The organism is Paenibacillus shenyangensis, from assembly GCF_000346635.1.
GTDB lineage: Bacteria > Bacillota > Bacilli > Paenibacillales > Paenibacillaceae > Saccharibacillus > Saccharibacillus dauci.
In genome coordinates, this window is the sequence record NZ_AOIG01000009.1 from 15,018 (window position 1) to 37,692 (window position 22,675).

Consider the following 22,675-nt stretch of genomic DNA (forward strand, 5'->3'; position numbering starts at 1 on the left):
AAATGTAGGCATAACTACCGAAATAAAGAAAGAAATACCGGTTACAGAAAGGATGCAGCAATGAAAGAACAGACCGTCGATCCGCGCGTTGTGCGGACCAGGACAGCACTGCATGAGGCGCTTAAGCAGTTAATGCAAGAGCAGCCGTACGACAAAATTACGATTCAGGATATTACCAAGTTGGCTACGGTGAACCGTAAAACTTTTTATCTACACTATGAATCCAAGGATCATCTGCTGTATGCGGTAACGGACGGGATGCTGGATGAACTGTTTGGAGAGGCAAGGGATGCCGGTTCATTTGAACAGTCGGTGGATGAATTACAGCGCTACATTGCGGGACGCATTTTTGAATATATGATTCGTTATCGGCGTTTCTTTGAAGTAATGTTTGAGCGCAAGGCAATGTTTAATTTCGTGTCTTATATGAAAAGGTATATTGCACGGTTCTACGAGGAGAAGTTTGCAGAGCTGGATGACGATAAGCTGCCGGTACACAAGGATGTGATCGCCAGCTATATCAGCTCCGCCTATGTAGGTATTATTCATTGGTGGCTGGAAAATGGCATGCCTTATACTCCCGAGGAAATGACCGAGCAGATGATCCTGCTCAACTCCAACGGGCCGATCCAGATTATTCGTTCGTACAAGGATGAAGGATGATAGTACAGTATCCTTTGATGATAACGAATCCATATATATTATTGTTCCTGTCGAAGGGAACCAGGCCGATAACGAAACCAAAGAAGCAAGCGAAGCCTCTTATGTCTTTTATTTTGTAAAAGGTCAAAATGGAGCCTGGACATTGGGTTCGATTGATTAAGCTCTATTGTGCTGATGAAGAGCCATTTTACCGAGGAAGACCCATTCTGCATAACAATAAAAAGACGCCTTTTGGGCGTCTTTGTTTTCTTTATTTATCGTCAGCAATCCAATAGGTCTATACGATCGGCTTCATTCACGCGTGCATTATCCTTGATCTTGTTCAGCAGCCGGCGCAGCACGATCCGTTCGTCATCGGAGATGCCATCCATCAGATCAAGGCTGATCTCTTTCATGATCACAGCGACATCCTGCTCCAGCTGTGCGCCTTCGGGGGTCAGGTAGATTTTGAAGCAGCGGCGATCATCGGTACAGGTAATCTTGCGAATAAATCCTTTACTCTCCAGATTGGAGATCATGCGCGTAATATTGGTTTTGTCTTTGCCCAGACGTTCGCCTATTTCATTTTGCGCGAGCCCATCTTTTTTCCACAGGAGCATCAGTACAAAGGTCTGCTCGGGAGCAAGATTGAAGGGAGCTAATTTATTTTTGATATATCCGGCAATCGCAAGATGAACGTCACGAATGAATACGGTGTAACTATTTTCTAAGTCATATGGCATGAGTATTCACCCTTAAATAATATTGGTATGTGGCAATACATGTAGTATTATAGTTGCTATATCAACCTTTTAATCGACGTTAGACTAACATTTTTGCAGATAACTGTCAACGCAGCTATTCACAAACCGATAAAAGTTACCGATAAATAATTTAACCAACAAGTAATATTCATTGTGAAACTTTCATTTTTACCCTTGACATTGTTCGACACAAGGTCTATTGTAAATTTTGTAAAGAATGACTGTCACAAAAGAGACACAATGAAAGATTGACTTCACGACGAGGCTTCGATATACAGCTGCTGTTTAACAGATGCAGCTCATATACCGGGTCGCTCGTTTATTTTTTGCCGATATAGTTGCTATATCAACCGTATAGTATACCCATGAATTAAGTCTGAATACTTACACCCAGGCCATATAGAGAACCGGGTGAGGTACATTTTGGAGGAGAAACCATTATGGAAGCTATGACATTTGTATTGTTCGGTTCAACAGGGGATTTGGCAAAACGCAAAATCTTCCCTGCATTGTATAATTTATTTCTTGATCGCAAGATGCCTGAAGCATTCTCCATTATCGGTCTGGGACGCAAATCATTCAATGATGCGACTTTCCAAACCTATGTAGAACAGGCACTGCAGGAATTTTCCCGTAATACACCGCAAGAGCGCGAGACTGTGGATGCGTTTCTGCGTTCAATCCGTTATCACATTCTGAATGTGAACGATACTGCCGGCTATCAGGAACTGCTGAAGCTGGTCGAGCAGCGTGAGACGGAACTGAATATCCCGCAAAATCGCATGTTCTACATGTCGGTAGCACCGGAATTCTTTGAAGTGATCGCTGATAATATCAAAGCTAGCGGTCTGGGTAACACAACAGGCTGGAAGCGTCTGATTATCGAGAAACCGTTTGGCCATGATCTTACTTCGGCTCGTCAGCTGAACGAACAGCTGAGCAGAACATTTGCGGAAGAAGAAATTTTCCGTATTGACCATTACCTCGGCAAACCGATGGTACAGAACATGGAATCATTCACTTCTGCGAACCCTGTGATCCAGTCGCTGTGGAATAACCGCCACATCGCCAATGTACAGATTACGGCTTCCGAAGTAGTAGGCGTAGAAGAACGTGCCGGTTATTATGATCATACCGGAGCTGTTCGCGATATGGTACAAAATCACATGCTGCAGGTGCTGATGATGACAGCGATGACGCTGCCAGGCGGCCACAATGCTGACGATGTACGTACACACAAAAAATACATCGCCAAAGCGCTGCGTCCGATCTCCAAAGAAGATGCACACAAGCACTTCGTACGTGCCCAGTACACTGCCGGTGAAGTAAACGGCAAAGAAGTACAGGGTTATCAGGATGAGCCGGGTATCGAACTGGGCTCCAATACCGATACATTTGTAGCTGCACGCGTCTGGGTAGATGATTTCTCCTGGCAAGGCGTACCGTTCTACATCCGTACCGGTAAACGCATGAAAGAAAAATCCACACGCATCGTCGTGGAATTCAAAAACACCATGCAAAACAATGATATCTGTGTAGATTGCGATGGCCAGCCGAATATGCTGACAATCAGCATCAATCCGGAAGAGAAAATCACCCTGCAGCTGAACCGTCGCAATGTCAAAACCGGTCAGCTGGAGCCAATGACTTCCGAGTTCGTGATGGGTACGGATAATGATCCGGAAGCTTACGAACTGTTGATTGGCGATGCGCTGAACGGCGACGCTACTTTCTTCGCTCACTGGGATGAAGTGGAACTGTCCTGGCAGTGGATCCAGCCGATGCTGGAAGCTTTTGCAGACAACAGCCTGCCGGTTCATGATTATGCAGCTGGCACCTATGGTCCGGAAGCATCCAACGCGCTGCTGGCTGAACAGGGATTCCGCTGGCTTGGAGACCAGGCACCAGCACCTGTTAGAGAAAGTACAGTTGTACGCTAATTACACCTGATCCTTATACAATTGAATGAGTGGCATACGCTCTGGTTAATGATGAACAGAGCGTATTCTCCATGCTTGCAGAGCCGGTTTCCGGCTTTGTCAAACCGCTTTGTGTCTTCATACAATGCGGTATAGATGCGGACGTATAGCAATGCGTCCGGGGTGAGTGGGATACACTCGCCGCAGTGGATAGAGAGTACGACCAAAAAAAGAGGGATACAACATCCCCAACAACACGGAGGATTATACAATGAAAATCGGACTGATTGGCTTAGGCAAAATGGGTATGAATCTGGGACAAAACCTGATGGATCATAATCATGAAGTGGTTGCATTTGACCTGAACAAAGAAGCGGTAAAAGAATTGTCCGGTCTGGGCGCACAAGGTGCAGATACAATCGCTGAAATGGTCAGCAAACTGGAAGCTCCACGCGTGGTATGGGTAATGGTACCTCACGGCGTAGTAGATTCCGTACTGGCTGAAGTGGCTCCGCTGCTGTCCGAGAACGATGTCGTGATCGAAGCAGGGAACTCCCACTACAAAGAATCCATCCGTCGCTACAACGAAATGAAAAAAAGCGGCATCCGTTACATGGACGCAGGTACTTCCGGCGGCATGAGCGGTGCTCGTAACGGCGCTTGTTATATGGTTGGTGGCGACAAAGAAGCTTGGGAAATCGTAGAACCAATCTTCCGCGATACTTCTGTAGAAAACGGCTATCTGTATGCTGGTGAAGCAGGCAGCGGTCACTACCTGAAAATGGTCCACAATGGTATCGAGTACGGTATGATGGCAGCAATCGGTGAAGGCTTCGAAGTTCTGGAGAAAAGCCCATACGACTTCAACTACGAAAAAGTGGCACGCGTATGGAACAATGGCTCCGTTATCCGCTCTTGGCTGATGGAACTGACTGAAAATGCATTTGCCAAAGATGGTCGTCTGGAAGAAATCCAGGGTATCATGCACTCTTCCGGTGAAGGTAAATGGACTGTGGAAGAAGCTATGGATCTGCAAATGGCAACGCCAGTTATCGCGCTGTCTCTGCTGATGCGTTATCGTTCCCTGGACAATGATACATTCACAGGTAAAGTTGTAGCTGCCCTGCGTAACGAATTTGGCGGTCACGCTGTTGAGAAATCCAGTAAATAAGATTAACAAATAAATAGAACAGAAATGCCTATCGGCTGCTTTGCCAAAAGCAGTTGGAGTATTTCTGCTCACAGCAAAGCCTCTGCACCCGGAGAATGACTTGTCCGGGCAGCAGAGGCTTTTTTATTTCCTGACCTACACGTGAGACGATGCCTATAGATGTTCATGACTTCGAATTGTATATGCTGTTCGTTTATCGAACATTATGGCTTAAGAGCGATCGTTATTTTATATAGGGATAGATATATTATTCTGGATACAAGTGTGTCTCATTAGGTCTCCTGAGGAACAGGATCGCCGGGATTGTCCACATCACGAATCACATTCAGAATGACCAGAAAATCAGCTTTATCCTCGGTTTTGAATAGTTCCACAACTTGATGTACTTCTACATAATCATTCTGATACTGCCTTTGACGGCGGACGATCTCGGCCAGTGTGGCGCCCAGCGACGTATTTTCCCAGCTGGCGATAGTTAGTTCAATATAAGCTTGTGATTTGGTGATATTCATGGATTCCTCCTGCTGATTGAAATTTGGTATTCGCTTTCAGGATCTTATTCACCATAGCATACCTGACTGCTGAAACAAAATACAAAGCTCATATCATAATAAATGATATCTTTTTCTGAAAAAAATCAATTTATTTTCTTAATAACGTTGACGTTAACGTGAGATAGTACTATTATATTCATATAAGATATGTAAATATTTAAATAAAGAGAAGGTGGACACCATAACACTCTACAAAATTGATGAAGTGGCAACCGAGTGTAATCTGACCAAGCGTACCCTTCGTTACTATGAAGAGATCGGACTCGTGTCACCGCAGCGGAGCGATGGTAATACCCGGCTGTACACGCGTGAAGATATCGAGCGGCTCAAGAAAATCATCAGTGCGCGTGATGTGCTGGGATTCTCCTTGCAGGAATTGCAGCGGTATATCGAAGTGGTCGAGATGCTGAGAGGGCAGCGCGAACGTTATCGCAGCATTACCGATCATCAGGAGCGCCGACATCAGCTGGAACAGATTGACCGTACACTGGGGGAGCAGCTGGAGATGATGGAAGAGAAGATTCGTACGATTCATTCATTTAAAGCGGAAGCTGAACAGCTGCGTGAGCAGGTTCGCGATGGACTGGCGAGGCTGAACAGTGAAGCAGAGAATTGATACGATTTAGCAGTCATTTGGTTAGTGACTGAATAGATTTCAGATTAGTGGTTAATATGTCAATGGATACATTAGTGTCTCTGAAGTACAGTTCATTCATTTTTGTTTTCTTTACAACAGGCGTTCTTTACACACACCGGGTATCCGATGGGTCCGGTTTTTCCTTTTGTCTCTAAATACTTAGCAAAACAATAAAATGATTTTGATGTGAATCAGCAAGATCAAGGAGGAGTTTTTCATTATGAGTAGTAAACCAGCGACTGCAAAGCAGCTGCCACAGCAGGGCGGATTATTATCCCAGCCTAGAGCCGTATGGGCCGTTGCTTTTGCCTGTGTTATTTCATTTATGGGTCTGGGATTGGTTGACCCTATTCTACCGGCGATTGCGAGTCAATTGAATGCAACGCCAAGTCAGGTATCTCTGCTATTTACCAGTTATAATCTGGTGACTGGTCTGGCAATGCTGATTACCGGCGTCGTATCCAGCCGTATCGGTGTCAAATGGACATTGCTCAGCGGCGTTGTACTGATCATTATTTTCTCGGCACTTGGTGGTTATTCCAATACGATCGGTCAGATCGTCGGATTCCGCGGTGGTTGGGGACTCGGTAATGCGCTGTTCATCGCAACTGCGCTGTCTGCTATCGTGGGATTGTCCACTTCCGGTACAGCCAAAGCTATCATTTTGTATGAAGCTGCACTGGGTCTTGGTATCTCGGTCGGCCCGCTGCTGGGCGGCGAATTGGGCTCGATTTCCTGGAGAGGTCCTTTCTTCGGTGTTAGTGTACTGATGCTGATCGGCTTTATCTTTATTATGATTATGCTGCCCAAGATTCCAAAGCCAAAAACACGCAGCACTCTGGCGGATCCGTTCCGCGCACTGAAATTCCCGGCACTGAAAACGCTGGCGATTGTTGCTTTTCTGTATAACTTTGGTTTCTTTACCCTGATGGCTTATTCTCCGTATGTAATGGGACTGGATGAGCATGGTCTTGGTTATGTGTTCTTCGGCTGGGGGATTCTGCTGGCGATTACTTCCGTATTTGTGGCACCGAAGCTGCAGGCACGCTTTAACCTGGCAGGTTCGATGGGTGTCATGCTGACCCTGTTCGCACTGGATCTGGTGTTCATGGGTCTGGGCGCAGCCTTTGGTTCGCCGACACTGGTTATTATCGGTGTTATCGTTGCTGGTATTTTCCTTGGTATCAACAATACGCTGATTACTACAGCGGTAATGGAATCGGCTCCGGTCGAACGTTCGGTTGCTTCTGCAGCGTACAGCTTTGTTCGTTTCCTCGGTGGTGCGGTATCGCCGTTCCTGGCTGGTAAACTGGCAGAATGGTACAACTCGGCGACTCCGTTTTACTTTGGTGGTGCGATGGTGCTGGTAGCGGTTATCGTGCTGGTGGTACGTCGTCGCCATCTGGCGGGAATTGATGTGTCGCACGGGCATTGATCTTGCTTGTTTGCATCATCCGCTGCGCAAAGAGATTCTGCCATTCCCTCCGGTTAAGCAGGGAAATCTGGAATGACCACATGGCGGTCGATCTCCCTGCTTAAATGTCGGTCATTGGCAGAATTCTCTTTGCTCTGCTTGGTGCGGGGAGTTTTAATTTGAGCAGGATAAATGATCTGAAAAGCTAAAAGATATTAATGCAGAATGGAACAGGAATTAAAGGCACTTCAAAAGTAGGCTTCATGAGTAAGGGTACGGAGCGTTGAAAAAGATTAAAGCAGGGTGTAGAGCCTATAGCCGGCTGACAGATATCAATATACGAAATGGAGGAACAGATCATGTCAGAAGTACAGGGAAGTTCAACGTATGAGCGTATACTGGTAGCGGTAGATGGTTCGGAGCATGCGCAGCGCGCATTGGAGCATGCGGTGCAGCTGGTGAAATCTTTGAAAGCAGACAGTCGTCTAACGGTGTTGCATGTGAATCCGGTGATGATGGTAGCAGAGCCGCCGCTGGGAGTGGATGTGGATGAGCGTCTGGATGAAGAAGGGCATGCAGTAACCGAGCCGTATCGTACGTATTTGAATACGACAGGTGTGCAGTACGAAGTTCGTTATCATACCGGTGATCCGGCGACAGTGATCTGTGATGCTGCCAACGATGAAAAGATGGATCTGGTCATTATGGGGACAAGCGGCAAAAGTGCAGTTTCTGAATTGTTCCTTGGCAGTGTAAGTCATAAGGTCATCCAGCATGCGAACTGTCCGGTTATGACGGTGAAGTAATTCGATTTGCTTCCGTTTTTGTCGCATCTAGTGTGTAAACAGGTAGTATGTTAAATGGTAAAGCACCGATACATTATAGTCATGTATCGGTGCTTTTTTGTAACCGTTGGTCTTTGTTTCTATATAGCAGTGCATCGAACAGTCCGAATACGGCTATATAAATCGGCAAAATTTGTATATTTAGTACAGCCAATATAGAGACTACATATAGAACTAGTGCAATAGCCAGAAAAAAGGGCAGTACCAGCCGTTGTGCTACAAAATAACGAAGCAGCGCAGATAACAGACCTCCGCCGATCAAAATAAAGCTCCAGGTAATCATTACCGCGAAGATAACCATTGCGATGAGTTCTCCACGGCTGAAATGGATCAGATCGGTGTCCGAATCTCTATCCATAATCAAGAGCAAGACAGGAACAATGACCGAAGTTAGCAGTGTAACCCATAAATAATGTTTGAGCAGTGGATGCACAGTGCGAGCTCCTTTTCCAAAAGGTTGATGATTATATTCCAGCATATCCCAACTCAGTATCTTATTCAATGCGATGTTTTATGTAGTCTTTTAACATTCGGTATGTAGTCAAGTAGGATACAGAGTAATAATAAAAGCAAAATACTGAAACAGAAAGAACCCGAATTAACCACCGGGTTCTACATATCCATATGATCGCTATCTGCCTATAAGTTCATAGATAATACCTATAAATCACTGGGTCTTATAAGCCTATATCACTATATTCAGTATTCGCTTTTTTGTCCTTAATTGTAAATCCAATATGGGTGTATAGCTTTGTGCATATAACGGCCTACATATCAGCAGGCAATCGTCGAACGTCTTACACCATCACTTGAACCTGTTCAATTGCCGAGCGAATGACCTGACAGGAATGGTGGAATTGACGCTGTTCGTTGTCATCCAGTCGCAGCTCAATGATTTCCTGTATACCTTCTCCGGAAATGATGGCCGGTACGCCTGCGCATACATTTTGTTCGCCATATTCTCCATCCAGAATGGAAGATACAGCAATAATCCGGTGCTCGTCGTACAGGATCGAGCGGGCGATATGAGCGAGGGCATTGCCGATTCCAAACTGGGTATGGCCTTTGCGGGTGAAGATCTCCCAGCCGGCATCCCTTGTCTTGAGCGCTACATCATCCAGACTCAGCTCTGGGAAGCGGAGAGCATGTTGTTCCATAATATGCAGCAGCGGCTTACCGCCAATTGTCACATGTGACCAGGCGACGAACTGGGATTCACCATGTTCACCCAGGACATAACCGTGTACGCTGCGCGGATCAATCGAGAATACATCGGACAGAATGGTTTTGAGACGGGAAGAGTCAATGGACGTGCCTGTACCAATAATGCGTTCACGCGGCAGACCCGAGTATTGCCATGTGAGGTAAGTGACCACGTCTACCGGATTGGCGGCAACGATGAATATACCATCAAATCCACTTGCCATAATCGGATCGGTAATCTCGCGTACAATCTCGGCTGCTTCGTGTAGCAGAGTCATCCGGTCTTGCCCTGGCTTAGGGTTGGGACCCGCTGTAATGATGACGATATCCATATCTCCGCAGTCATGCAGTGTACCTGCGTATACTTTGGTACGATGGGACGTAAAATCCATACAGTGCGACAGATCCAGCGCCTGGGCGACTGCCTTTTCATGGGTACGTCCAACCATCATAATCTCGTCGGCAATCGACTGGTTAATCATTGAATAGGCACATCCTGCCCCGACCATTCCTACGCCGACAATTGCTACTTTTCTGTTCTTTTTACCCACGCTGTACAGCCCTCCTGCTATTCGTAATAATAAGATATTCCCGACCTTGCCGGGAAATACATAAGTTAAAGTAGGATGAGTAGTGAATTTAAATGTTAGTTAACTTTCCATATTTACTATTATACATACTTTTATCGGAATGATAATAAGGAAATATGTCACAATAATTAACTTGTGAGTTAGAAAAGATAGGAAATGTGTCTGATTTTCTGCCTATACATGCTCAAAAGCGAACAATAATGCCTATTTGATCTTTGGAAAATGAAACAAAGAACGAAAATCAAAGCGATCTCCAATAAAATATCGGTAAAAGAGCAAATGAACAGTACAGTTAAGCGAAAATAAAATGTCCAAGAATGATAAACAAGTCGTTCATTATCCAAGCAATGATATATAAATAGATAAATTTCATCTTAATTTCAGGTAAGAAGGGTAATAATAAAAGGTGGCATGCCAATGATACTGAATAAACGGGATCATTGGGCATGTGGATGTTCTATATGATGGAACGCAGATACTTATACTTTTGGGAGGAATCAACATGGCTGAAGAACAAAATGAATATATTGCACTGGCGAGTCGTCCGCAGGGTACACCTGCAATGGAGAACTTTTCGTTTAACAAGGCGGAACTGGGTAGTCCGGAAGAAGGACAGCTGTTAATTAAGACACTGTACGTCTCTGTCGATCCTTATATGCGCGGACGGATGAAAGATGCCAAATCGTATGCGGCACCCTTCCAGGTGGGAGAGCCAATTACTGGTGGCTCGGTCGGCAAGGTTCTGAGCAGCAAGCACCCCGACTATCAGGAAGGCGATATTATCGCAGGCGGCTGGGGCTGGCAGCGGTATGCAATCGTGGATGGTAACGGTCAGCGCAAGGTTGACCCGGAGCTGGCGCCGATCACTACCGCACTTGGCGTACTCGGTATGACTGGATTGACTGCTTATTATGGTACACTGCGCATCGGTGATCCGAAGCCGGGCGAGACGATGGTCGTATCCGGCGCAGGTGGCGCTGTTGGTATGATTGCCGGACAAATCGGTAAAATTAAAGGTGCACGGGTCGTCGGCATCTCCGGTTCCGATGAGAAGAACCGTTATCTTAAGGAAGAACTGGGATTTGATGAAGTCATTAATTACAAAACAGACCAGCCGATTCGTGAAGCGCTGCAAAAAGCATGTCCGGACGGTATCGATGTCTATTTTGAAAATGTAGGCGGGGATATTACCGATGCCGTTATTGAGCAGCTGAACCGTAATGCACGTATTCCGCTGTGCGGACAAATCTCGCTGTATAATCAGGAAAACCCCGAGCTTGGACCACGTATTCTGCCAGCGCTGCTAACTCGTACAGTGCTGCTCAAAGGCTTCCTGGTGGGCGATTATGCCGATGAGAACGTACAGGCACTGCAGGAACTGGGACAATGGGTACGCGAAGGCAAGCTGAAATACAAAGAAAACATCGTAGAAGGATTTGACCGGATTCCTGAAGCTTTCCTCGGACTGTTTACCGGTGAGAATCTGGGTAAACAACTGGTCAAAGTAGCAGAAGAATAAAACGGTATGTTCTCTATTCATATGAAGTTTAAATAAAAAGCTAGCCTCCGGATCAGACCGGATGGCTAGCTTTTTTGATTATATTTCCGTTTATTATTTTGCAAATATCTATCGTGTTTGAAGAGATATCGCGTGCAGGATAACGCTTCGCAGGCTGCTGTACGTATCCTCTGGGAACGTATAGTGGCCTGCGACAAGTTTACTTTAATTATGCAGTTATACGGTTGGCCGGGAATCGGCAGCTTCGGTGATCTTGCGATATTTGCGGAACATATCAAGTCGCCAGTGAAGCAGCGTACCAAATGCCAGAATAAAGAATACACCTGCTGTCTGCGGGATGGTAATGTAATGCTCGATAAAGCGGTGCAGCAGTAGACGAACCAGCAGCAGTCCGATCAGAATAAACAAAAAACTTTTGGAGCGCTGTACAACTACATCGGTCCCGTTATGTTCAAACCGGGTTCCGCGAATCAGCGGGTACGAGAAAATAAACCAGCCCACCAGAAAAGCACCCAATGCCCACAGCCAGGTCACCCGAAAATCAGGAACCACAAACATGAAAAAGCCGGTGCTCATGCCGAGCGGTGGAATCAGGATCTTTTTGGCGTTAACCGGCCGGTGATTGGTTCGGGAACGTACGAGAATAGCGGTCAGAGCAATAACCAGCAGACCGACAGTAGAGCCTATCTGTAAAAAGGAGGGACTGAATTGTAACATGATAAAGGACAAACCCCTCTCCGGAATATAAAATATGTTGAACTGCAAACTACTTTTGAATAAACAAAATGCTTGGTGTCCAGCAGGACATGGAACATGCAGTAAAATACTTTATTAGTATATCATATTTTGGGGATCAACCCTATTGCACACGATTACCCGTATGAACATCTTTCGACGGTTTAAATTTTGAAATAGAGTCTGCAGGTACCGCCAATCCATACACACAGAATCTCCGTAAATAAGTTATATACGTCGCTCTGTGCGATCGCAATGTCCTGATCGGAAAGCAGCAGATTACGCATTAGGTCCTATTTGTATATTACACTTGCTGACCGACATTAAAGAAGGAAGTCTGGCCGTTTGCTGCTCATCGATAAAAGAATGTCTGGAATGAGATACTTGTCTCAACACTAAAGCAAACTTTTGCAAAGGTGATTCGTGATCAGACAAACAGAAGCAGAAAAGTATAATTATGTTAAAATTAAATTGCTATTGTTTTTAAATTAGTCCATTTATTGTTAATTGGTATATAACAGCAAATGTTCATTTCATCATATTTAATATACAGGGAGGAATCGATGATGTCATCATTTGAGATTTTAATAGCGGAGGATGAACCTGCGCTGCGATTTTTGCTGCTGGAGACACTGGAAGATGAAGGGTACAAAGTAACGGAAGCCGAGGACGGCGGACTGGCAAAAGAAAAACTGGCGGAACAATCTTATGATCTGATCATTCTCGATTATATGATGCCGGAAGCCACCGGGATTGAAGTCTGCGAATGGCTGCGTGGTAGCGGCAGTGTCAATGAGGACAAGCCGATTATTCTGTTAACTGCCAAAGCACAGGAAAAGGATCGAATGCGGGCGGAACAGGCGGGAGTTACCCTGTATATTTCCAAGCCATTCAGTCCGCTACAGTTGCTGGATGCCGTAGAAGAACTGTTATCCGGTACGCAGAGGGATAACTGATGCAGGCCGGCGGGGGATTGGCGCGCAGAATTGCCCGGTGGACTATCGTTATCTTTCTGATTTTTGGACTGATTGTATTTGCAGTGGAATGGATGTTTAAGCAGCAGGTCTCACAGATCACGGATCAGATCAACTATCATCTGGATCAGCAGAACCGATTGCAAAAAATGGAAGAAGGTTATCGCTCTACGGTATCCAACTTCCGTGCGTATTTGGCGTTTGACCGTGAAGATTTTCTGACAGCAGCGCGTACCGACAGAGATCAATTCCGTAGCGAACTTGAAGATTATCGCGCACGATCCAACCACTCTACCAGTATGGCTGCACAGCTGGATAGTCTGGTTCGCCAGAGCGAGGAATATTTTAGCTATTTCCCCGCTATTCAGCAGATGAAGCAGGAGGACAATCAGGCGGAGATTGAGCGTCTATCCAGGACGACGACTGTATTGGTGAGCGCTGTAAATGAAGAAATGGAACAGATGATCACCAATGAACGTGATGAAGTGACGATGCTGATGCAGAAGAGCCAGCAGCTTAATTCACTGGTGCTGTTTATACCACTGGTATTTATTGTGCTCGGATTAATAGCAGCGCTCCTGCTCATCCGTTATCTGCGGGAGCTGATCGTCAAGCCCGTCATACAGATGGAATCTGCGGTCCGCCGTATCAGTCAGGGAGAACATGTACGACTGGATCAGCGGATAAATGAAGACGAGATCGGTGGACTCATGGACGGTATTAATCATATGAGCGACCAGCTGCAGGAACGTCATCAGGAACTGGAAAAAAATCTGCGGCATATGGCTGAACAGCATGATGAACTGGAAGCACAAAATGAAGAGATTCTGGTACAGCAGCATGAACAGGAAGTGATACTGGCCAAGCTGACCGACCGGGAGAGACAGCTGCAATTGATTAACTCCTATCAGGAAAAGCTGACCGGATTCACCACCATGAGCGAGTTTCTGGAAAACAGCCTGCGAGCGCTGCTACAGGCGACCTATCATGATGCGCTGATGCTCGTTATTCAGTCGGAGCAGGATACTTCGGTATTTCATACTATTCATGCGATCGGATGGCCTGGGCATATGGAGCAGCCTGATGGAACCGCATTGTTCGGTCCGGCGCTTCAGGTCATGGAAGAAAAAAGATCTATCGTACGCAGCCGCGTACTGAGCGGCGAAGAACGCGGTATTCATATGGGATACGAACGTGCGGATGATCATTATTATCCGCTGTGTGATGACCAGATGAGAATCATTGGTTTTCTGTTGCTGACCAGCTATGGAAGTGCAGCGGTACAGATTCATGACAAGATGCTGACTGAAGGGCTGATTAACCAGTTTGGCATGGCTTATCAGGCACAGCTCGCGGGAGAAGAACGTCTCAAACAGAGCATTCGACTGGAAGAACTGAATGCCGAACTGGAAGTAGAAAAGCTGATGATTCGACAGCAGCGGGATGCTATTCAGGAAATTATCGATTCGCTGCATGAAGGACTGGTGCTATGTGATCGGGAAGGAACGGTATCCTTTTCCAATGAGCAGGTCAGCCGTGTACTGCCAGATCTGCGCACAGGTGCAAGCATTATGGCGTTGGGTGATTATCTGGATACACACAGCGTTCATGCAGAGAATCTGGGTGCACAGATTCAGCAGGCGATTGAGGGCGCGGCGAATGACTGGAAGACCCAGTTCTCTCTCAGGGGCCGAGATGGTTCCGTTTATTATCTGGAATTGTATATCAATACGATTACGGGAGCCGATATGAAGGACTATTATCTGCTGGTATTCCGTGATCGTACCGAAGAAGAACAAGCCGATCAGATGAAAAATGAGTTTGTCAGCATCGTCTCCCATGAACTGCGTACTCCGCTGGCCAGTATCCTCGGCTTTGTGGAGATTCTGCTGCATCGCGAAGTGAAGCCGGAGAAGTCGCGCAAATATATGGAGACGATTCACCGGGAAGCCAACCGGTTGTCCAATCTGATCAGTGACTTTCTGGATCTGCAGCGGATGGAGTCCGGCAAGCAAAACTATACCCGGGTGCCATTTGATCTGAGACAGGTAGTACACGATGTTGCCCGTCAGTGGGATGGCAAGCAGGAGCATCATATTCAGATACAGCTGCCGGAATCGGCTTGCTTTGTGGAAGGAGATACCGATCGTATTACTCAGGTAATGCATAATCTGATCAGTAATGCAGTGAAGTATTCACCAGGTCAACCGCAGATTGATGTGAGGATAATCGATGGCGGAACAGATTGGATCGCCGAGGTGCAGGATTATGGACTTGGCATACCCGATGAAGCCCGCGACAAAATGTTCGGTAAATTTTACCGGGTGGATAATTCGGATCGTCGCCAGATTGGCGGAACCGGTCTGGGGCTGGCGATTGTACGCGAAATTGTGCGCGATCTGGGCGGAGAGGTTTATTTTGATTCCCGTCTGGGTGAAGGCAGCACGTTTGCTGTCCGCTTACCCAAGTTCCTTGTCCCGCAGCTGGACAACAAAGTCGTTATTATCGAAGACGATGATAATCTGTCCGGACTTATCCGGGCTACCTTTGAAGAGCAGCAGTACGATATCCTGTCGCTGAATACTGCCGAAGCCGCCATACTCAGTCTGGAGCGGAGCGAGAAGCCGCCCCTGCTGTGCATTGTAGATATTCGGCTGTCCGGATCGCGTAGCGGCTGGGATTTTATCAGCATCCTCAAAGGCCGGGAAGCCAGTCGACATGTACCTGTTATTGTCTCGTCCGCGCTTGATCAGCCGGGTGATTTTGCCGAGAAACCCAACGAGAAGTACTTGCAAAAACCATTTACCGTAGAGCGGATGAAGGAGCTCGGTATTGCTCTGATTCAGCGCGGAACCCATACCAACGATGTGGTGATTGCCGGGCACAATGAGCAGGTAATTCAGTCGGCACTGAAAAAGAATGGACTGCATGCCGTACAAATGCAGGTCAACGAAGACTTTATTAGTGTGGATCTGCTGGGCGAAGAAGACTGATATCTCCTCTGAAATGGGTAATGGAACAGTAAAAGGAAATTATTTCGGAAAGAAAACGGGCTGCTTCGTTGGCGCCGCACCATAAAAGCGTAAATGCAGAACAGCCGGAGGAGGCAGTATGGATAAATATCAGCGGCTTTTTATCAAACAGATGAAAGATAAAATCAAAAAAATGACGTCATCCGGTCAAATGACACCCGAGCCGGAGCTGTATCGTCTGGTGCATTCTGCCAAAGGAACCTCCGGCACAATTGGACTGGAAGACTGGTTTAACGTATCTGCAGAATTGATAGAACGTCTGGACCCGGAAGGGGAGCAGGTGTGGTCAGCAGAGCAGATTCGAGAGCTGCTGGCACCGATGGTTTATTTGTTTTTGCTGGCAGATGAAGATCCAGAAAAAGATGATGTGCCTGCAATGGAGCCGGAAGTACAGCCAGCCCCGGCGTATCAAGGTACATTACTGGTGGTGGATGATGATACGAGTCTGCTGCAAATGCTCAAGGATCAGCTGGAGCAGGCGGGCTATATGACATTTGCCGCTTCGGACGGGACCCGGGCGATGGAGATTTTTTATAATATGAAGCCTGACTGCATTATTCTCGATGTGCTGCTTCAGGACAAGGATGGATTTGAACTGCTGCGGGAAATTCAGGCACGGAGTGAACAGTATCTGATTCCGGTTATTCTGATGAGTACAAGTGCAGACCGGGATACGCGGCTGCGTGCCTATGGATCGGGAGCCGATGACTTTATCGGCAAACCGCTGGATATGGAAGAATTTATTTTGCGTATCCGTCATCAGGTACAGCGGCGGATAAAGCTGAATACACTGCTTATGTCGGATGAACTGACAGGGGCTTATAACAGCAGCTATTTTGCCCAGGAACTGGTTCGTCATCTGCAGCGACTTGCAGACCAACATGAACCCGCTGTCCTAACCCTGTTCGATCTCGACAGTTTCCGCCATATTAATGAACGATTTGGTTATGCCGAAGGCGATCGGCTGCTGCGTTATTTCTCCGATCTGGTCCGTCGTTCGCTTGGACCGCAGGATATCTGGGCACGTGATCGGTATGATCGGTTTTATCTGCTTCAACCGGGAATACGGGAGAAAGAAGCTGTTTCCTTTGCCAATCAGCTGCTTGAACGCCTGGAAGGAGAAGAACATCTGATTGGCCCGGACAGCTATCGGGTTACTTTTTCGGCAGGTGTACTGGAACTCAAGCCAGGCATGACAGCACAGTCCTGTTATGACCAGATTCTGCGTATTGTAGCAGAAGCCAAGCGCAGGCATGATGGTGTAATGATCGTGCCGGAGCGGCGACGAATTACGGAACCGCGTCCAGTTCGTCCATTTGAAGAGATGCCCGGTGAACCATCTTCGGCTGCTGTAGTATCGAATCGGGAACCATCTGCTGCAGCAAGTGAAGTTCAATTTTCTGCAGTCCATGAAGAGGCTAAAGCAACGAATCAGGTAGAAACGCTGCTGTCTTCGGTTTCTTCACGACTCAAGAAATATGCAGACAAAAAGCCCATTTTTCCTGGCGATCAGGAAGAGCAATCGTCTATGTTGACCGTAGAGGATTCGAATCAGTCAGTGCCGCTGCAACAAGAACGGACTGCAGTGGATAGTGTTGAAGTATCGGTATCTACAGCCTCTGCAGCGACTATTCCTGATGAAGTCCAAGGAACCTCCTGGTCGAATGATTCTGAAATGTCTTCCTCTACACCATCTTCTTTACCGCTTCAGGTAGATACGATTCGCGAACGTGAATCGACCGGTGAGACCGGTGGACGGCGCGGTACACTGGAATGGATGGGATATGAGGAGCGGACACTGGTTAGCCAACAGGTAGCCGAGGTAGAACAGGCTCCTGTACCGCCTGCCGGGGTGAAACCGTGGCGGCTGGCTATTATCGACGACGACGATCTGATCCGTGGTATGCTCAGCAAAAGGCTTGGCGGACTGGATATCGAACATACGCTGGAGATTAGAACATTCAGCGATGGGGAAGAATTTTTCACAGATCCATGGCATGGAGAGGATGCGCAGTATGTCGTTATCCTGGACCGGATGATGCCACGCATGAACGGCATGGAAGTGCTGCGCCGTATTCGCAGCATGGAGATGCGCGCCAATTATATGGTTCTTATGCTGACCAGTGTTGGAGATGACCGTGAAGTCGCGGAAGCTATCCGGGCTGGAACGGATGATTACCTGACCAAGCCGTTCAGTATTGTCGAACTGGAAGCACGCATCCGGCGCCTGCTGGGGAGGATGGGACTATGAACAGCATGGACCCTGATTCCGTACTGACCGTTGTCTTATGGCTTTGTGCGGTGATGCTGATTGCACTGGTTGCGCTGTATGTCTATCTGGCTATACGCAAATCAAGCTTCAACCGCAGAGAGGCTGCTGTCTACAAGCTGCGCAAGGAACTGGAACAATCCGATTCGGTACTGGAAGAGTACCTGTTGACCGGAGAGACGTCGCGCCGGTTGTCTACCAAAGAGCCTTTTCGGATGGAGGCGATCCAGGAAGCACTGCTGCACAGGCTCTCGATCAGCCGTACTCCCGAAGAACGCAGCCGGATTTATGACTTTGCGGAAAAGTATTTCTCCAGCCAATATGAACATTCACTGCATGATCGCCAGTGGAGTACCCGCATGAACACCTTGCTTTGGATCGAGCAATTCCAGATGAATTCCATGGAAAAGGATCTGCTCGAATGGATGAATGATCCCCAGTGTTCGGAAGAGGAATACTTTCAGATTTTGCGGATTCTTTCCAAATTGAACAGCCACCGTGTACCTGAATATCTGCGGGAGAATAATCATGATCTGTCCGACAGTCAGCTGCTGCAGATTCTGCTTCCACTGAATGATGAACTACAGGGGGAGCTGATTGCCGAATTTGAACAGTATCCGTTCCGGGTTCGGTGCAGCTTTATCGATTCGCTGCGTATTCGTAATATTCGTTCTGCCGAAGTGCTGAATCTGCTGGAACGCCAGTTGGTTGGAGAAGATAGTGAGCTGCGTATCCGTTCGCTCAAAGCAATTTCCAACTTTGGCTATCTGACGCCGGAAGCAACGCGGCAGTTGGTAGAGCAGATGGAGAATGAGCACGATCATACGGTGGAGCAGGTCTCCTGGCCGGAGCGGCTGATGCGGGCAAGAGTAATGGGTAATATCCGTGAAGATATTTTCGTGCCTTATCTGGAGGAGATGCTGGGGGATTCGGCATACCGGGTTCGCCAGCAGGCGGCAGAATCCCTGGCTGCCTACAAAAATGGACTGGAGCTGCTGGAAAAGGTAGCTGCCGGTGAACATGCGGACCGCTATGCGCGCGAGATGGCGGAGGAGACGCTGGAAAGGAAACAATATGAGCGGAATCTGGCTTGATATTACAGGAACCCTATTCGAGATTGTTAGCATTATTATTATGATCTATGTCGTTGCCGTCAGTATCGCTTATGTCGTTCTGTTCTTCGTGGCTGCCCGGAAGCTGAATCGGGAAAAGGATCTGAATGAGAGCCAGTATGATCAGGTACTGGAAGAAGAGTTGGCTCCGCCACTGTCGATTATTGTGCCAGCCTATAATGAAGAACTGAATATCGTGTGGAGTGTGCGCTCGCTGCTGGGTATCAATTACAAGCAGTTCGAGATTGTGGTCGTTAATGATGGCTCCAAAGATCAGACGGTACAGTATCTGATCGATGAATTTGATATGGTAGAAGTTAAAAGCCGGGTACGCTGGTCAGGACTCGGCAAGCCAACCAAACCGATCCGGGGCATTTACCGTTCGCTGCAGCACAATAATCTGGTGCTGGTCGACAAGGAAAACGGCGGTAAGGCTGATGCGCTGAATGTAGGCATCAATGTGTGCCAGTATCCATATTTTGCCTCACTGGATGGGGATACGGTACTGGATCAGGATGCTTTTATCAAAGTGATGAAGCCGATTATGGATGCTGGCCCCAATGAAGAGATTGTCGCTACAGGCGGCAGTGTTGGAATCGCCAATGGCAGTTATGTAGATAGTGGTTATCTGAGTCGTGAGAGTGTACGGCTGTCCAGCAAACCGCTGGTGGTAATGCAGGTTATTGAGTATCTGCGTGCTTTTCTGATGGGACGAATTGGACTCAGCCGTCATAATCTGCTGCTGATTGTATCCGGTGCGTTTGGTATTTTTAAAAAGAGCTGGGTGATCGAGGTGGGCGGCTACGAGGTGGATACGGTCGGTGAGGATATGGAACTGATCGTCCGACTGCATCGCCGGATCCAGGAAAAGAAAAGCAAGGCGCAGATTGTCTATGTACCCGATCCGGTCTGCTGGACCGAGGCCCCGGAGAAAGCCAAAATCCTGCGTCGTCAGCGTACCCGCTGGCATCGAGGTCTGTATGAGAGTCTATGGCGCCACAAAGTCATGCTATTTAATCCCAAGTATGGCAAAATCGGCATGATCTCCATGCCCTATTTTCTATTCGTAGAGCTGCTGGGGCCAGTGGTAGAGCTGGCTGGCGTAGTTACGGTAATTGTCGGGATTTTCCTCGATACGGTAGACGTGAGAATAACGATGGTTCTCGCCCTTCTTATGCTCTTATACGGTTCACTGCTGTCTATGGGAGCAGTACTGTTCGAAGAATGGTGCTTCAAACGATACAACCGGGTAGCGGATCTGACGCGACTGTTTTTGTTCGCGCTATCCGAGACTTTCTGGTATCGCCCGATTATGACACTCTGGCGATTTGAAGGACTGATTCAGATTGTTCGTCGTAAAAATCAAGGCTGGGGGGATATGGCACGCGGTGGTGTCATGAACTCCAAAAAACCGGATAACCGGACAAATGGAGGACAGCCATGAAACGTAAACGTACCTGGAAATTCTGGCTGATTCCTCTGCTGGTTGTCGTGCTGCTGCTGACTCCGTGGATATGGTGGGAAGCGAAGCCGGCGACCACACTGCAGGTTGCCATCCTCGATAAGACGGTACCGGATATGACATATCGTGAGCACAAGGGACTCGTCTGGCTGCTAAATCAGCAGAAATATGTTAAAGCAGACCAACAGTCTTATGATTACACCCGTGATTATTACGGATTTTTCCCAAAAGCGGATCGTCAATATGAGACTACCGGACTGCCAGCGGATCTGAAGGGCACCGATATGATCTATGTAGCCGATACGTACGGGATCGAACGGGCGCAGTACGACAAGAACAATTCGACCACCGGTGATCTATCGGGAGGAATGCTCTATGGAGGATTGACCATCTCGGATATACAGCGAATTCGCAGTGCTGTAACGGGTGGCGGAGTAAAGACGCTGATCGCCGAATTCAACAGTCTGGCAACTCCGACACAGCCAGGTACCCGCCAGGAATTCTACCCGCTAATTGGAGCAGAATGGACAGGATGGACCGGCAGGTATTTCAGCGATCTAACCCGTGGCGGCGAAGTGCCTGCCTTTCTGAGCGGTGATGGCAGTGATCCGAACCGCTGGCCGTATACTGGACCGGGCGTAGTCTTTGTTCATGAAGACGGCCGGGTGGTCGTATTGGAGCATGGCAAGCAGATTGGCGAAGAAGGTGTGCAGACGATATTGACGACCCAGGGCAAGGCCCGGCTCGGACTGGACAGTACGATTCGCTACAACTACTGGTTTGACGTGATGAAGCCTGCCGAAGGAGCGGAAGTGCTGGCCAATTACAATCTGGGACTGACGGATGATGGAAAGAGCAAGCTTCAGGCCGCCGGAATCAGTTATGAATTCCCGGCTGTGATCCGGCAGCAGCATGATACCTATGTCTCCTACTACTTTGCCGGTGACTATGCGGATTATGACCACTATTCATTCTGGCGCAAGTATCAGGGCTGGGAGAACTTCAAGCGCTGGCTGACATTTGACCGTCCGAACAGCGAAGATGCTTTTTACTGGCATATTTATGTGCCTTTGATGAAATCCATTCTTCAGGAAACGGCTGCAGCCAGCAGCAAATAAACGACAGTACAGGTCTGTCTCCATGATGAGCGGAGGAGCTTCTAGGCTTTTTCGCTTAGGATGGAGTCTTTTTATTTGCGGTGCGATGGATTTACTCTATACCGCTTCTGTGATACTATCGCACTAATACATATAACAACCGGGGAAATATCGACGATTAAGCAGGTAAACGATTACACTTCATGTACGGATTTGGCGTATAAGGCTCGAGTCTGCAGTATACCGATCAGCATGAAGGTGGAGGGGGAAAGAAATGGATCAGGTAGATCAAAATATTCTGCTGCATTTGCAGCAGCAGGCACGCATCTCGATGACGGATCTGGGCAGGGAGGTCGGACTGTCACAGCCTGCTGTGACCGAAAGAGTGAGGCGGCTGGAGGAGAGCGGTATTATTCAGGGCTACCGGGCGATCTTGTCCTCAGAGAAGATTGGGCATCAGTCTACAGCTTATTATTTGTTCCGAGCCAGTGATGGTTTGCATTTTTTGGATTTTTGCCGGGAAGCTGTGGAGATTGTGGAGTGTCATCGAACCAGTGGAGCCTATAATTATCTGCTCAAAGTCGTGACTTCTTCGATCCGTGAGCTGGAAGACTTTGAAGACCGTATTAGCAACCATGGAGATTATACAACGCTGATCGTACTGTCTTCTCCTATTGAACATAAGGCGCTCAAGCCTAATCTGCTGGAAGATCAGCGGCTGGTCTGATCGGTACAT

20 protein-coding genes are annotated in these 22,675 nt (G+C 47.6%); 15 read left to right on the forward strand and 5 right to left on the reverse strand.

All coding sequences use genetic code 11. From position 1 onward, the window contains the following. The first annotated feature begins 60 nt into the window (after positions 1 to 60). Positions 61 to 663 carry a TetR/AcrR family transcriptional regulator gene (locus H065_RS0107900; protein ID WP_017812496.1) on the forward strand — a complete coding sequence of 201 codons (603 nt, stop codon included), beginning with the start codon at positions 61 to 63 and terminating at the stop codon, positions 661 to 663. After that, positions 653 to 823 carry a hypothetical protein gene (locus H065_RS28165; protein ID WP_017812497.1) on the forward strand — a complete coding sequence of 57 codons (171 nt, stop codon included), beginning with the start codon at positions 653 to 655 and terminating at the stop codon, positions 821 to 823. Before H065_RS0107900 ends, H065_RS28165 begins: the two co-directional genes overlap by 11 nt. Positions 824 to 923: 100 nt before the next feature. On the opposite strand, the gene H065_RS0107910 is transcribed toward H065_RS28165, so the two are convergent. Then, positions 924 to 1,385 (reverse strand): MarR family winged helix-turn-helix transcriptional regulator, encoded by a 462-nt coding sequence (locus H065_RS0107910; protein ID WP_017812498.1) that lies wholly within the window; start codon positions 1,383 to 1,385, stop codon positions 924 to 926. Positions 1,386 to 1,846: 461 nt separating this feature from the next. Between H065_RS0107910 and zwf the strand changes: the two genes are divergently transcribed. Both zwf and gnd read left to right on the forward strand, forming a co-directional pair. Further along, positions 1,847 to 3,346, forward strand: a complete 1,500-nt coding sequence (gene zwf, locus H065_RS0107915) for a glucose-6-phosphate dehydrogenase (RefSeq protein WP_017812499.1) — start codon at positions 1,847 to 1,849, stop codon at positions 3,344 to 3,346. A 250-nt stretch (positions 3,347 to 3,596) separates the two neighbouring features. After that, entirely contained in the window at positions 3,597 to 4,496 is a 900-nt protein-coding gene (gnd, locus tag H065_RS0107920; protein ID WP_017812500.1) for a phosphogluconate dehydrogenase (NAD(+)-dependent, decarboxylating), read from the forward strand. Between the two features lie 272 nt (positions 4,497 to 4,768). Here the strand turns inward: gnd and H065_RS0107925 are convergent, their stop codons facing one another. Beyond that, positions 4,769 to 5,008, reverse strand: coding sequence for a hypothetical protein (locus H065_RS0107925; RefSeq protein ID WP_017812501.1), 240 nt, complete (start codon positions 5,006 to 5,008; stop codon positions 4,769 to 4,771). A 223-nt stretch (positions 5,009 to 5,231) separates the two neighbouring features. Here H065_RS0107925 and H065_RS0107930 point away from each other — a divergent pair, with 223 nt between their 5' ends. The 3 genes from H065_RS0107930 to H065_RS0107940 all read left to right on the forward strand — a co-directional run bounded on the left by H065_RS0107930 (position 5,232) and on the right by H065_RS0107940 (position 7,907). Further along, positions 5,232 to 5,666 carry a MerR family transcriptional regulator gene (locus tag H065_RS0107930; RefSeq protein WP_036629621.1) on the forward strand — a complete coding sequence of 145 codons (435 nt, stop codon included), beginning with the start codon at positions 5,232 to 5,234 and terminating at the stop codon, positions 5,664 to 5,666. 241 nt (positions 5,667 to 5,907) lie between these two features. Beyond that, a complete protein-coding gene (locus H065_RS0107935; RefSeq protein WP_017812503.1) occupies positions 5,908 to 7,122 on the forward strand; it encodes an MFS transporter in 1,215 nt (404 codons plus the stop codon). Between the two features lie 338 nt (positions 7,123 to 7,460). Beyond that, entirely contained in the window at positions 7,461 to 7,907 is a 447-nt protein-coding gene (locus H065_RS0107940; protein WP_017812504.1) for a universal stress protein, read from the forward strand. Positions 7,908 to 7,986: 79 nt separating this feature from the next. On the opposite strand, the gene H065_RS0107945 is transcribed toward H065_RS0107940, so the two are convergent. Both H065_RS0107945 and H065_RS0107950 read right to left on the reverse strand, forming a co-directional pair. Continuing rightward, positions 7,987 to 8,448, reverse strand: coding sequence for a hypothetical protein (locus tag H065_RS0107945; protein ID WP_238557918.1), 462 nt, complete (start codon positions 8,446 to 8,448; stop codon positions 7,987 to 7,989). A 295-nt stretch (positions 8,449 to 8,743) separates the two neighbouring features. After that, entirely contained in the window at positions 8,744 to 9,700 is a 957-nt protein-coding gene (locus H065_RS0107950; RefSeq protein WP_017812506.1) for an L-lactate dehydrogenase, read from the reverse strand. 541 nt (positions 9,701 to 10,241) lie between these two features. Between H065_RS0107950 and H065_RS0107955 the strand changes: the two genes are divergently transcribed. After that, on the forward strand, positions 10,242 to 11,258 hold the full coding sequence (locus tag H065_RS0107955; protein ID WP_017812507.1) for an NADP-dependent oxidoreductase: 1,017 nt from the start codon (positions 10,242 to 10,244) through the stop codon (positions 11,256 to 11,258). A gap of 216 nt (positions 11,259 to 11,474) precedes the next feature. Here the strand turns inward: H065_RS0107955 and H065_RS0107960 are convergent, their stop codons facing one another. Continuing rightward, complete coding sequence (locus H065_RS0107960; protein ID WP_017812508.1) at positions 11,475 to 11,975, reverse strand: CcdC family protein; 501 nt, start codon at positions 11,973 to 11,975, stop codon at positions 11,475 to 11,477. A gap of 584 nt (positions 11,976 to 12,559) precedes the next feature. Here H065_RS0107960 and H065_RS0107970 point away from each other — a divergent pair. From H065_RS0107970 to H065_RS0108000, 7 genes are all read left to right on the forward strand, one after another. Then, entirely contained in the window at positions 12,560 to 12,949 is a 390-nt protein-coding gene (locus H065_RS0107970; RefSeq protein ID WP_017812510.1) for a response regulator transcription factor, read from the forward strand. A 17-nt stretch (positions 12,950 to 12,966) separates the two neighbouring features. Continuing rightward, entirely contained in the window at positions 12,967 to 15,960 is a 2,994-nt protein-coding gene (locus H065_RS25505; RefSeq protein ID WP_238557919.1) for an ATP-binding protein, read from the forward strand. A gap of 118 nt (positions 15,961 to 16,078) precedes the next feature. Beyond that, complete coding sequence (locus tag H065_RS0107980) at positions 16,079 to 18,250, forward strand: GGDEF domain-containing response regulator (RefSeq protein ID WP_017812512.1); 2,172 nt, start codon at positions 16,079 to 16,081, stop codon at positions 18,248 to 18,250. Further along, positions 18,247 to 19,362 carry a HEAT repeat domain-containing protein gene (locus H065_RS0107985; protein ID WP_017812513.1) on the forward strand — a complete coding sequence of 372 codons (1,116 nt, stop codon included), beginning with the start codon at positions 18,247 to 18,249 and terminating at the stop codon, positions 19,360 to 19,362. The genes H065_RS0107980 and H065_RS0107985 overlap by 4 nt, the downstream gene beginning before the upstream one ends. Next, positions 19,343 to 20,824 carry a glycosyltransferase family 2 protein gene (locus tag H065_RS0107990; RefSeq protein ID WP_017812514.1) on the forward strand — a complete coding sequence of 494 codons (1,482 nt, stop codon included), beginning with the start codon at positions 19,343 to 19,345 and terminating at the stop codon, positions 20,822 to 20,824. Before H065_RS0107985 ends, H065_RS0107990 begins: the two co-directional genes overlap by 20 nt. After that, a complete protein-coding gene (locus H065_RS0107995) occupies positions 20,821 to 21,960 on the forward strand; it encodes a hypothetical protein (protein ID WP_017812515.1) in 1,140 nt (379 codons plus the stop codon). The genes H065_RS0107990 and H065_RS0107995 overlap by 4 nt, the downstream gene beginning before the upstream one ends. A gap of 253 nt (positions 21,961 to 22,213) precedes the next feature. Then, on the forward strand, positions 22,214 to 22,666 hold the full coding sequence (locus tag H065_RS0108000; protein ID WP_017812516.1) for an Lrp/AsnC family transcriptional regulator: 453 nt from the start codon (positions 22,214 to 22,216) through the stop codon (positions 22,664 to 22,666). Positions 22,667 to 22,675: the final 9 nt, after the last annotated feature.